The sequence below is a fragment of the Pseudomonas sp. NBRC 111119 genome (assembly GCF_001320125.1).
GTDB lineage: Bacteria > Pseudomonadota > Gammaproteobacteria > Pseudomonadales > Pseudomonadaceae > Aquipseudomonas > Aquipseudomonas parafulva.
On the sequence record NZ_BCAV01000048.1, the window covers coordinates 83,145 to 94,670 of the forward strand.

Annotated in this window: 10 protein-coding genes; 7 read left to right on the forward strand and 3 right to left on the reverse strand. The window is 62.8% G+C overall.

The features are described from left to right. Window position 1: 1 nt before the first annotated feature. Window positions 2-1,060, reverse strand: coding sequence for a biotin synthase BioB (gene bioB, locus APH25_RS18200; protein ID WP_028633657.1), 1,059 nt, complete (start codon window positions 1,058-1,060; stop codon window positions 2-4). Between the two features lie 89 nt (window positions 1,061-1,149). Between bioB and APH25_RS18205 the strand changes: the two genes are divergently transcribed. The 4 genes from APH25_RS18205 to rarD all read left to right on the forward strand — a co-directional run bounded on the left by APH25_RS18205 (window position 1,150) and on the right by rarD (window position 4,691). Further along, entirely contained in the window at window positions 1,150-1,881 is a 732-nt protein-coding gene (locus tag APH25_RS18205; RefSeq protein WP_060482893.1) for a ComF family protein, read from the forward strand. A 17-nt stretch (window positions 1,882-1,898) separates the two neighbouring features. Continuing rightward, a complete protein-coding gene (locus APH25_RS18210; RefSeq protein WP_060482894.1) occupies window positions 1,899-2,663 on the forward strand; it encodes a TOBE domain-containing protein in 765 nt (254 codons plus the stop codon). Window positions 2,664-2,765: 102 nt separating this feature from the next. Next, window positions 2,766-3,740, forward strand: coding sequence for a serine/threonine protein kinase (locus tag APH25_RS18215; RefSeq protein ID WP_060482895.1), 975 nt, complete (start codon window positions 2,766-2,768; stop codon window positions 3,738-3,740). A gap of 63 nt (window positions 3,741-3,803) precedes the next feature. Beyond that, complete coding sequence (gene rarD / locus APH25_RS18220) at window positions 3,804-4,691, forward strand: EamA family transporter RarD (RefSeq protein WP_060482896.1); 888 nt, start codon at window positions 3,804-3,806, stop codon at window positions 4,689-4,691. Between the two features lie 241 nt (window positions 4,692-4,932). On the opposite strand, the gene APH25_RS18225 is transcribed toward rarD, so the two are convergent. Then, window positions 4,933-5,451, reverse strand: coding sequence for a glycine cleavage system protein R (locus APH25_RS18225; RefSeq protein ID WP_060482897.1), 519 nt, complete (start codon window positions 5,449-5,451; stop codon window positions 4,933-4,935). Between the two features lie 446 nt (window positions 5,452-5,897). Here APH25_RS18225 and APH25_RS18230 point away from each other — a divergent pair, with 446 nt between their 5' ends. Then, the gene (locus APH25_RS18230; protein ID WP_060482898.1) at window positions 5,898-8,078 is read left to right on the forward strand and encodes a malate synthase G; all 2,181 of its coding nucleotides are present in this window, start codon (window positions 5,898-5,900) and stop codon (window positions 8,076-8,078) included. A gap of 32 nt (window positions 8,079-8,110) precedes the next feature. Here the strand turns inward: APH25_RS18230 and APH25_RS18235 are convergent, their stop codons facing one another. Then, entirely contained in the window at window positions 8,111-8,563 is a 453-nt protein-coding gene (locus APH25_RS18235) for a response regulator (RefSeq protein WP_028633664.1), read from the reverse strand. A gap of 213 nt (window positions 8,564-8,776) precedes the next feature. On the opposite strand from APH25_RS18235, the gene APH25_RS18240 reads away from it, so the two are divergent. Together APH25_RS18240 and APH25_RS18245 are read left to right on the forward strand one after the other, a co-directional pair. After that, window positions 8,777-10,714 (forward strand): DUF294 nucleotidyltransferase-like domain-containing protein, encoded by a 1,938-nt coding sequence (locus APH25_RS18240; protein ID WP_060482899.1) that lies wholly within the window; start codon window positions 8,777-8,779, stop codon window positions 10,712-10,714. Further along, window positions 10,711-11,424 carry a PolC-type DNA polymerase III gene (locus APH25_RS18245; protein ID WP_060482900.1) on the forward strand — a complete coding sequence of 238 codons (714 nt, stop codon included), beginning with the start codon at window positions 10,711-10,713 and terminating at the stop codon, window positions 11,422-11,424. The genes APH25_RS18240 and APH25_RS18245 overlap by 4 nt, the downstream gene beginning before the upstream one ends. Window positions 11,425-11,526 lie beyond the last annotated feature (102 nt).

An 11,526-nucleotide genomic window follows, 5' to 3' on the forward strand; every position in this document is an offset into this window, starting at 1 on the left:
GTCAGGCCGATGCTGCGTCGTAGAACATCTCGCTGCTGCGCTGCTCCACCAGCGCCTGTTCGATGGCGGCCTGGTGCACTTCGTCGGCATGCTCTTCACGGGCTTCGGGCTTGATGCCCAGTCGTGCGAACAGTTGCATGTCCTTGTCAGCCTGCGGGTTGGCAGTGGTCAGCAGTTTCTCGCCATAGAAGATGGAGTTGGCACCGGCCATGAAGGCCAGGGCCTGCATCTGCTCGTTCATCTGTTCGCGCCCGGCGGAAAGGCGCACGTGGGACTTGGGCATCAGGATACGGGCTACGGCCAGCATGCGAATGAAGTCGAAGGGGTCCACGTCTTCTTCTTCGGCCAGCGGTGTGCCCGCTACTTTCACCAGCATGTTGATCGGCACCGACTCGGGGTGCTCAGGCAGGTTGGCCAGCTGAATCAGCAGGCCGGCGCGGTCGTCCAGCGACTCGCCCATGCCCAGAATGCCACCGGAACAGATCTTCATGCCGGCATCGCGCACGTAAGCCAGGGTCTCCAGGCGCTCACCATAGGTACGGGTGGTGATGATGCTGCCGTAGAACTCCGGGGACGTGTCGAGGTTATGGTTGTAGTAGTCCAGCCCGGCCTGGGCCAGTGCCTGGGTTTGCTCCTGGTCAAGCTTGCCCAGGGTCATGCAGGTTTCCAGGCCCATGGCTTTCACGCCTTTGACCATCTCCAGCACGTAGGGCATGTCCTTGGCAGAGGGGTGTTTCCAGGCGGCGCCCATGCAGAAGCGCGTCGAACCGATGGCCTTGGCGCGGGCAGCTTCCTCCAGCACCTTCTGCACTTCCATCAGCTTCTGTTTTTCCAGCCCGGTGTTGTAGTGCCCGGACTGTGGGCAATATTTGCAATCCTCCGGGCAAGCGCCGGTCTTGATCGACAGCAGCGTGGAAACCTGCACGCGATTGGGGTCGAAATGCGCGCGATGCACGGTCTGCGCCTGGAACAGCAAATCATTGAAAGGCTGCTGGAACAGCGCCTTGACCTCGGCCAGGGACCAGTCGTGACGTGTTGTTGCAGTTGTGCTGGCGCTCATCGGCGTTTCCTTGTTTAGGCTGTAGCTGGTGCCGGGACAAGAACGCCCGCCAGCGGATCACGGATAGCTCGCATAGTCATGGAAGGCCTATGAACTGTCAACCACGCATCAGAAGACTGGTTTACAAGTGGTTACTTAATAATCAAACATGCCTGCTGTGCGATGGCCCGGCGCGGCAGGCTTATCCGCTGTGCATGGCGTGTGAGCAACAGCTGCCCTGGTTGGGGGACCACTGCCTGCGCTGCGCGCTGCCGTTGCCCATGGCCGGCATGACCTGCGGCCAGTGCAGCCGTCGGCCCCCTGCCTTCGATCAGGTCGTAGCGCCGTGGGCCTTCGGCTTTCCGATCGACACCCTGATCAGCCGCTTCAAGCACAACCGCCAATGGCCCATGGGGCGCCTGATGGCCGAGCAGCTGGGGCAGGCTCTGCTGCATCAGTTTGCAGAGGGGCTGCCGCGCCCACACCTGTTGCTGCCAGTGCCCCTGGCCAGGCGCCGGCTGCGTGAGCGAGGTTTCAACCAGGCGGCGATGCTGGCGCGTTGGCTGTCGGCGCAGCTGTCGGTGCGCTGCGACGAGCGCTTGCTCACCCGCAGCCGTCACACCCCCGCCCAGCAGCAGCTGGACGCCAAGGCCAGGTGGCGCAATCTGCGCCAGGTGTTCTGCCTGTCGGGTGATGTGCGGGGCTTGCATGTGGCAATCATCGATGACGTGATGACCACCGGGGCCACCGCCCAGGCCATTGCCCAGGTGTTGCGCAAGGCCGGCGCGCAGCGTGTCGATGTATATTGCCTGGCACGCACCCCAAAACCTGGGTATGCATGATCAACCGTGGACCGCCCATGCCCCTGCCAACATCGCTCACCCAGCACATTGCCCATCGCCCGCAGCGTATCGCGCTGCTGCAGCATGTTGCCGAACAGGGCTCCATCACCCGTGCCGCCAAGGCGGCCGGCATCAGCTACAAGGCCGCCTGGGATGCCATCGACGAGCTCAACAACCTGGCCAGCAGGCCGTTGGTGGAGCGCAGTACAGGTGGCCGCGGCGGGGGCGGTGCCAGGTTGTCTGCAGAAGGCGAGCGGGTACTGCGCCTGTACCAACGGCTGCAGGCGCTGCAAACGCAAATACTCGAGGCCGCTGAAGAATCCAGCGACCTGGGCCTGCTTGGCCGCCTGATGTTGCGCACCAGTGCGCGCAACCAGTTACAGGGCCAGGTCAGCGGGCTGCGCCGCGAAGGCCGACACGACCGGGTCAGCCTGGCCTTGGGCGGGGGGCTGGAAATCGATGCACTCATTACCCATGACAGCACTGAGCGGCTGGAGTTGACGTTGGGCGCGGTGGTGGTAGCACTGCTGAAGGCCGGCTGGGTGAAGCTGCTGGCGCAGGCGCAAGAAGCGGAGCCTGGCAGCAATTGCTTGAACGCCACCGTGGAAGAAGTACTGGCAGAAGGTGACGGGCCCAGCGAGGTCCGGCTGGCACTGGAGAATGGGCAAACACTGTGTGCCATTGCCGAGGCTGACTGGTTGGCCGAGCAGCAGGTGCGGGCTGGCAGCGCGGTACGGGTGCAGTTTCACCCGTCCTATGTGTTGATCGGGATTGCGGCATAGCTGGGCCGGCCTTGTCTAACCTGTGGGCGCAGGTTCAGCCGCGAACAGGCCGGCACCCGTAGAACGCGTTACCATGCCGTATCGTTCACCCCCGGAGTCACCATGTCTCACCCCTTCGCGACCCTGACACCCGACCTGGTGCTGGACGCCGTCGAAAGCCTCGGCTTTCTGAGCGACGCCCGCGTGCTGGCACTCAACAGCTACGAGAACCGTGTGTATCAGGTGGGCATCGAAGGTGAACAACCTCTGATCGCCAAGTTCTACCGCCCCGGGCGCTGGAGCAATGAGGCCATCCTCGAAGAACATGGCTTCACCGCAGAGCTTGCCGAACATGAGGTGCCGGTCGTGGCGCCACTTCAGCACGCAGGCCGTACGCTGTTCGAACACCAGGGTTTTCGCTTTGCCCTATTCCCGCGCCGCGGTGGCCACGCGCCAGAGCCAGGCAACGCGGACCAGCTTTACCGCTTGGGCCAATTGCTAGGCCGGCTGCATGCGGTCAGCGCCACCAAACCCTTCGAACACCGCGAAGCGCTGGCTGTGGACAACTTCGGCAATGCCTCGCTCGAAACCCTGCTGCAAGGCGGTTTTGTCCCTAAAGAGCTGCTACCCGCCTTCGAGTCCGTGGCCCGTGACGTGCTCAAGCGGGTCGAAGACATCTATGCCCGCACCTCGCACTCGCTCATTCGCCTGCACGGCGACCTGCACCCCGGCAACCTGATGCACCGGGACGAGGTGTACCACGTGGTCGACCTGGACGACTGCCGCATGGGGCCGGCAGTGCAGGACCTGTGGATGATGTTGGCGGGCAGCCGCGAGGAACGTCTGGGGCAACTGGCCGAACTGATCGATGGCTACAACGAATTCCATGACTTCGCGCCCCGCGAACTGGCACTGATCGAACCCTTGCGGGCGCTGCGCCAACTGCACTACAGCGCCTGGCTGGCACGGCGCTGGGATGACCCGGCGTTCCCGCTCAGCTTCCCCTGGTTCGGCCAGCCCCGTTATTGGGGCGACCAGGTACTCGCACTGCGCGAACAGATGGCAGCGCTGGATGAAGCTCCCCTGAAATTGTTCTAGAAGCAGGGCCTGGGCTGTCTACAATACGCACTGTTTTATTAGTGACCTGAGCAAGGACTCTGCATGCACGCTGCAAACCCGCGTCGCGGGTATCTGTTGGGCCTTAGTGCCTACATCATCTGGGGCCTGTTCCCCCTCTACTTCAAGGCCATCCAGAGCGTGCCGGCGGTGGAGATCATCGTCCACCGGGTGCTCTGGTCCGCCCTGTTCGGCTCGTTGCTGCTGCTGGTATGGAAGCACCCAGGCTGGTGGCAAGCGCTGCGGCAAAACCCACGCAGGCTTGCCATTCTGGCCATGAGTGGCACGTTGATCGCGGCCAACTGGCTGACCTACGTGTGGTCGGTGAACAACGGCCGCATGCTCGAGGCCAGCCTGGGCTACTACATCAACCCGTTGATCAATGTGCTGCTCGGCATGCTCATTCTGGGCGAGCGTTTGCGGCGCCTGCAGTGGCTGGCCGTGGCCATGGCAGCGCTGGGCGTGGCACAGCAGGTGTGGCAAGTAGGCAGCCTGCCCTGGGTGTCGCTGGCACTGGCACTGACGTTCGGCTTCTATGGGCTCATCCGCAAACAGGCACCCGTTGCGGCCCTGCCTGGGCTGGTGGTGGAAACCTGGATGCTGGTACCACTGGCGCTGGGCTGGCTACTGCTGCACCCCACCGCGATGAGCGCCCAAGGTACGTTCTACACCAGCTCCGAAGCCTTGTGGCTGATGGCAGCCGGCCCGGTTACGCTGGTGCCCCTGTTGTGCTTCAACGCTGCTGCACGGCACCTGCCCTACACTACCCTGGGCTTCCTGCAATACCTGGCGCCCACCCTGGTGCTGCTGCAAGCAGTGCTGCTGTTCAACGAACAGTTGTCAACCAGCACATTGGTGGCGTTCATGTTCATCTGGGCAGGCCTGGCGATCTACAGCGTTGATGCCTGGTGGAATCTGCGCAAGCGCAGCTGATCAAAAAACGACCTGATCTCTGCAGGCCAAGCCCTGCAAGGCCTGCAGAGACATCTCCAGAGGTTATCCACACCCTCGTCCCCGCCGTTTGTGCACAACCCGTCAGTTACTGAGCGTTTTTTGACCAAACCTCTGAAAGGCTTGCAGCAGTTGGGCTGGAGGCGAATAGCCCCAGGTTATCCACAGGGCCTTCCCCGTTAAACCGGGATAACCCCACACGCCGATCGGGCATGCCTGCGTATCAGTCCTGCGCCCGAAGTTCCAGCTCGACCATCAGGTCGTCCGCCAGGCTCTCCAGGCGCTGTTGCAATGCATCAAGTGGCACATCCAGTGGCAGCGCCAGCAGCGCATTGGCGTGGAACAGCGGCTCACTGCTCATGGGCGCCGGCCGCACCTCGGTGGTGAAGCGCTCCACGTTGACCTTCAACTCGGCCAGCAAGCGGGTAATGTCGCGCACAATCCCAGGCCGATCATTGCCCACCAACTCCATGGCGATAGGTTTGGACGAACTGGCAGCGTCGGCGCCGCTCTGCGCGATCAGCACCCGTATGCCATGGCTCGTAAGCCCCTCCAGGCCCTGCACCAGCGCTTCATAGTGATCTGCAGGCACGGCAACACGCAGAATGCCGGCAAATTGCCCAGCCATGCGCGACATGCTGCTTTCCAGCCAGTTGCCACGGTGGTCGGCAATGCATTGGGCAATGCGCTCCACCTGCCCGGCCTTGTCGGGGGCAATTACAGTGAGTACAAGATGGTCCACGCGTCGTTCCTCATGTCAGTCTGCGCAAGGCGGCTGGAAACCCGCACCGGTTCAGTATAGGCAAGGCGCGGCAACCTGCCGCAGCGCAATACTGGATACAAATCGTGTACTGTTTTTAGATTTATCTGGAACAATCACACGTTTTCTTGCGAACATACCGCTTCCCAGCGTGACCCTGCGCGACCAATGGGTCGCACAAAGGCGCTTTTAGTCTGATGTTGCCCCGTGTGCTGCTTCATGTAGTATCCCGTGGCGCGGACTACAAAACGTCGTGTGGATGTCTGCCGAGGCGCCTGTGAAGCAGGCACGTTGCCTGCCGTTCGTTAGGGCAGGCTGCACCCAGCCGTGTTCGGGCCCGCCCGGGCGCATGCACGGGTGCCGTGTTTGATGAAGCGCTACAGGCTTAATACAGAAGAGCGAAATAGCTGAGCAGAGTGAGGCAAGCAATGACTGGATACGTTCAAGTCGGTGGCCTTCAGGTCGCCAAGGTCCTGCACGACTTCGTGAACAACGAAGCCATCCCCGGGACCGGCATCGTCGCCGAGCAATTCTGGGCAGGTGCAGAAAAGATCATCAATGACCTCGCTCCAAAGAACAAAGCCCTGCTCGCCAAGCGCGACGAGCTGCAAGCCAAGATCGACGCCTGGCACCAGGCGCGCACAGGCCAGGCCCACGACGCCGCAGCCTATAAGGCTTTCCTGCAGGAAATCGGTTACCTGCTGCCACAAGCCGACGATTTCCAGGCCACTACACAGAACGTGGACGAAGAAATCGCCCACATGGCCGGGCCACAGTTGGTGGTGCCGGTCATGAACGCCCGCTTCGCCCTGAACGCCGCCAACGCCCGTTGGGGGTCGCTGTACGATGCCCTCTATGGCACAGATGCCATCAGTGACGAAGGCGGCGCTGAAAAAGGTCAGGGCTACAACAAAGTGCGCGGCGACAAGGTCATCGCCTTCGCGCGCGCCTTCCTGGACGAAGCAGCGCCACTGGCGGCCGGCTCCCATGTAGACTCCACCGCCTACCGTATCGAGGCCGGCAAGCTGGTAGTCGCCTTGAAAGGCGGCAGCAACAGCGGCCTGCGCAACGACGCACAACTGGTCGGCTTCCATGGCGACGCCGTCGCCCCTACTGCCGTGCTGCTCAAGCACAACGGCCTGCATTTCGAAATCCAGATCGACGCCAGCACGCCGGTTGGCAGCACCGATGCGGCCGGTGTCAAAGACATCCTGATGGAATCGGCACTGACCACCATCATGGACTGCGAAGACTCGGTCGCCGCCGTGGACGCAGATGACAAGGTCATCGTCTACCGCAATTGGCTGGGCCTGATGAAAGGTGACCTGGCCGAAAGCGTCAGCAAGGGTGGCAAAACCTTTACCCGCACCATGAACCCCGACCGCGAGTACGCAACCCCCAACGGCGGCAGCGTGACCCTGCATGGCCGTTCGCTGTTGTTCGTACGCAACGTCGGCCACCTGATGACCAACCCGGCCATCCTCGACGCCCAGGGCAACGAGGTGCCAGAGGGCATTCAGGACGGTCTGTTCACCAACCTGATGGCGCTGCACAACCTCAACGGCAACAGCAGCCGCAAGAACACCCGCACCGGCAGCGTGTACATCGTCAAACCGAAGATGCACGGCCCTGAAGAAGTCGCCTTCGCCGCCGAAATCTTCAGCCAGGTCGAAGACCTGCTGGGCATGCCGCGCAACACCGTCAAGGTCGGCATCATGGACGAAGAGCGCCGCACCACGGTCAACCTCAAGTCGTGCATCAAGGCCGCTGCCGAGCGTGTGGTGTTCATCAACACCGGCTTCCTCGACCGCACCGGCGATGAGATCCACACCTCGATGGAGGCCGGCGCAGTGGTGCGCAAGGGCGCCATGAAGAACGAGAAATGGATCGGTGCCTACGAGAACAACAACGTTGACGTGGGCCTGGCCACCGGCCTGCAAGGGCGCGCGCAAATTGGCAAAGGCATGTGGGCCATGCCCGACCTGATGGCCGCCATGCTCGAGCAGAAAATCGCCCACCCACTGGCCGGCGCCAACACCGCCTGGGTGCCCTCGCCTACCGCTGCTACCCTGCACGCCCTGCACTACCACAAGGTTGACGTGCAGGCCCGCCAGCGCGAACTGGCCTCGCGCACCCCGGCTTCGGTCGACGATATCCTGGCCATCCCGCTGGCCGCAGACACCAACTGGTCGGCCGAGGAAATTCGCAACGAGCTGGACAACAATGCCCAAGGCATTCTTGGCTACGTGGTTCGCTGGATCGACCAGGGCGTGGGTTGCTCGAAAGTGCCGGACATCAACAACGTCGGCCTGATGGAAGACCGCGCCACCCTGCGCATTTCTGCCCAGCTGCTGGCCAACTGGCTACGCCATGGCGTGGTCAGCCAGGATCAGGTGCTGGAAAGCCTCAAGCGCATGGCGGTGGTCGTCGACAAGCAAAACGCCAACGACCCGCTGTACCGGCCAATGGCGCCCAACTTCGACGACAACGTGGCGTTCCAGGCTGCCGTGGAACTGGTAGTGGAAGGGGGCAAGCAGCCCAACGGCTATACCGAGCCGGTGCTGCACCGCCGTCGCCGGGAGTTCAAGGCCCGTAACGGCCTCAATTGAGTGCTTGGGGGCTGCTTTGCAGCCCCCATTTTCTACTGCAGCTTAAGCTCCCGCCTCACCAACTCCAGCAGCTTGTCCAGGTCCACCGGCTTTAGCAGAAAGTCCACGACCCCCAGGTGCATCACATCCACCGCTTCTTTGACGTCGGTATCGCCCGATACCACGATGATCGACAGCGAAGCCCGCCCGGAGTCCGGGATCATGCGTACTTTGCGGATCAGCTCCAGGCCGTCTTCGGGCTGCATGCGCAAGTCGGTGATCATCAGGGCAATACGCGGCTCCCAATGCAGCTTCCACAGCGCCTCCTTGGCACCGTCGGCGGTCATGCAATCGATACCACGGCTTTTCAGGAAATAACCCAAGGCCTCACTGTTGACGGGGTTGTCATCGACGACCAGCACTACAGGCCGCAACGGCGGGGGTGATGTCACGGCTGCCAATGCCTCGCGCTCCGCGTCGCTCAGGATATCGGTATGCTCGGTCATGGTCGTCTCGTCAAAAAATTTTCGCTTCAGTGGTAAGACCGCAGAACCTTCGCCACCCGTTTGGCCTTTCGTCGGATCTTTGACAGGGGCAGCCCATAGACTTACGTCCAATGGGCACCACCGCCCCGCGGCCCGACCATGGAGACTGAAAACAACAAAGCCGGCACCTATATATAGATATATATAGTTCGGCGTAGCGATACGGTCAGGTCGATGAGCAAAAAGGACGCCTACAACCAGGCGGGCAGAACGGCGGTGTTGCAGAACATTCAGGGCACCTTGCAGTTCTTGCAGCGCTTCGCACCGTTCAACCAGATGGAACACAGCCATCTGGCCTATCTGGTGGAACAGTGCCAGCTGCGCTTCTATGCCAGCGGCGAGAGCATCATCAAACCCGTCGACGGCCCGGTGGAGCACTTCTACATCGTCAAACAAGGGCGCGTGGTCGGTGAGCGCCAGCACCGGGTGAAACCTGGCGTCGAAACCACCTTCGAGATCACCAGCGGCGAATGCTTCCCGCTGGCGGCCCTGCTGGGCGAACGGGCCACCCGTACCGAACACCTGGCCGGTGATGACACCTTCTGCCTGCAATTGAACAAGGCAGCGTTCATCCGCGTGTTTTCGATGTCCGGGGTATTCCGCGATTTTGCCTTGCGTGGGGTCAGCAGCCTGCTCGACCAGGTCAACCAGCAAGTGCGGCAGCGTGCCGTGGAAACCTTGGGTACACAATATTCACTGAACACCCCGCTGGGCGAGCTCGCCATGCGCCACCCGGTGGTATGCAGCGCCGATACGCCGCTGCGCGAGGCCGTGCAGCTGATGCACGAGCAGCAGGTGGGCAGCATCGTAGTGGTGGACGAGCAGCGTTACCCAACCGGCATCTTCACCCTGCGCGACCTGCGCCAAGTGGTGGCGGCGGCCGATGCCGACCTGAACGCGCCGATCGAGCGCAACATGACCGCCAAGCCGTTCTACCTGAGCCCACAGGCCAGCGCCTTCGACGCCGCCATGGCCATGACCGAGCGGCATATCGCCCATGTGTGCCTGGTGCACAACCAGCGGCTGTGTGGTGTGGTGTCGGAGCGCGACCTGTTCTCGCTGCAACGGGTCGACCTGGTGCACCTGGCCCGCACCATTCGCCATGCCCCGCGCCTGGAAAGCCTGGTTTCGCTGCGTGGCGAAATCAGCCAGTTGGTGGAGCGCATGCTGGCACACGGCGCCTCGTCCACCCAGATTACCCAGATCATCACCCTGCTCAACGACCATACCGTGTGCCGGGTGATCGAGCTGGCACTGGCCGAGCGTGGCGACCCCGGGGTCGCCTTCAGCTGGCTGTGCTTCGGCAGCGAGGGCCGCCGCGAGCAGACACTGCACACCGACCAGGACAACGGCATCCTGTTCGAAGCTGCCGACAGCGCTGCCGCCGACGCCATCCGTGCCCGCCTGCTGCCATTGGCGCAGTACATCAACCAGTGCCTGGCCCAGTGCGGTTTCACCTTGTGCAAAGGCAACGTAATGGCCGGTAACCCCGAATTGTGCCTGTCACGCAGCGAATGGGCACGGCGCTTTGCGGGGTTCGTGCGTGAGGCCAGCCCGGAAAACCTGCTGGGCTCAAGCATCTATTTCGACCTGCGCGTGGTGTGGGGCGACGAACAGGGCTGCGAGCAACTGCGCCAGGGCTTGCTGGAGCAGGTGGCCGACAACCGCATCTTCCAGCGCATGCTGGCAGACAATGCACTGCGCCAGCGCCCGCCCGTTGGCCGTTTGCGTGATTTCGTGCTGACCCGCCAGGGCAATGACAAGGCCGCCACCCTCGACCTCAAGGTGCAGGGCCTCACCCCCTTCGTCGACGGTGCCCGGCTGCTGGCGCTGGCCAATGGCGTAGGGGCGTGCAATACCCTCGAGCGGATTCGCCAACTGGTGACCAAGGGCATCATCGAGCCACTGGACGGCGCGGCCTATGAGGAGGCCTACCACTTCATCCAGCAAACCCGCATGCAACAACACCAGCGGCAGGCGCGGGACAACCTGGCGTACTCCAACCGCCTGGACCCGGACAGCCTGAACCACCTGGACCGGCGCATTTTGCGCGAGTCCCTGCGCCAGGCCCAGCGCCTGCAAAGCAGCCTGGCGTTGCGGTACCAGCTGTGAGCCTGTTTACCTGGCTCCGCCCCAGTGCGACACCGCAGCTGCCCCCCCTGGCCCGCCAGCGCCTGGCCCGGTTGCCCAAGCCTGCAGCACTGGGGGTATGCACCCTGCGCGAACAGCGCTGGGTAGTGCTGGACCTGGAAACCAGCGGTCTGAACACCCACCGCGACCAAGTGCTGTCGATTGGTGCGGTTGCCATCGAAGACGGCGCGCTGGACTTCGCGCAGCAGTTCGAGCGCACCCTGCACCGGCCCGAGCAGAAGACCAACGCCAGCGTGCTGATCCATGGCTTGGGCCCTGATGCCCTCGCGGCAGGCTGTGACCCGGCCGAAGCCTTGCTCGACCTGCTGGAATTTATCGGCGACAGCCCGGTGCTGGCGTTTCATGCCCCCTTCGACCAGCGCATGCTGGCGCGAGCGCTCAAACAGAGCCTGGGCCACCGCCTGCAGGTGCCCTTCCTGGACGTGGCAGAAATTGCCCCGATGCTCAACCCTGACACGGTGCTGCGCGAAGCCGGGCTGGACGATTGGGTAGCGCGCTTTGGCCTGCAGGTGCAGGAGCGCCATCATGCCAGTGCCGACGCCCAGGTGACGGCGGAGCTGGCCCTGATCCTGTTCAGCCAGGCCAGGCGCCAGCAACTGGACAGCCCACTACAGCTGGAACAACGGCTGCGTGGCTGGCGCCGGCGCAATACCCATACCCACGGTCTGTAGCGCCTGCGAATCCCAAGAGGCGTCACCGTAGCTGGGGCCTGGAGGAAGTAACTGTCTTCCACAAAGCCTCAAAGTTGGCGCAATCACTGTGAGAGCAACTGT

Bases quoted from the DNA above. Each gene is read 5' to 3' on its own strand.
- bioB (WP_028633657.1), bottom strand. From the start codon at position 1,060: ATGAGCGCCAGCACAACTGCAACAACACGTCACGACTGGTCCCTGGCC.
- APH25_RS18205 (WP_060482893.1), top strand. From the start codon at position 1,150: ATGAACTGTCAACCACGCATCAGAAGACTGGTTTACAAGTGGTTACTT.
- APH25_RS18210 (WP_060482894.1), top strand. From the start codon at position 1,899: ATGCCCCTGCCAACATCGCTCACCCAGCACATTGCCCATCGCCCGCAG.
- APH25_RS18215 (WP_060482895.1), top strand. From the start codon at position 2,766: ATGTCTCACCCCTTCGCGACCCTGACACCCGACCTGGTGCTGGACGCC.
- rarD (WP_060482896.1), top strand. From the start codon at position 3,804: ATGCACGCTGCAAACCCGCGTCGCGGGTATCTGTTGGGCCTTAGTGCC.
- APH25_RS18230 (WP_060482898.1), top strand. From the start codon at position 5,898: ATGACTGGATACGTTCAAGTCGGTGGCCTTCAGGTCGCCAAGGTCCTG.
- APH25_RS18235 (WP_028633664.1), bottom strand. From the start codon at position 8,563: ATGACCGAGCATACCGATATCCTGAGCGACGCGGAGCGCGAGGCATTG.
- APH25_RS18240 (WP_060482899.1), top strand. From the start codon at position 8,777: ATGAGCAAAAAGGACGCCTACAACCAGGCGGGCAGAACGGCGGTGTTG.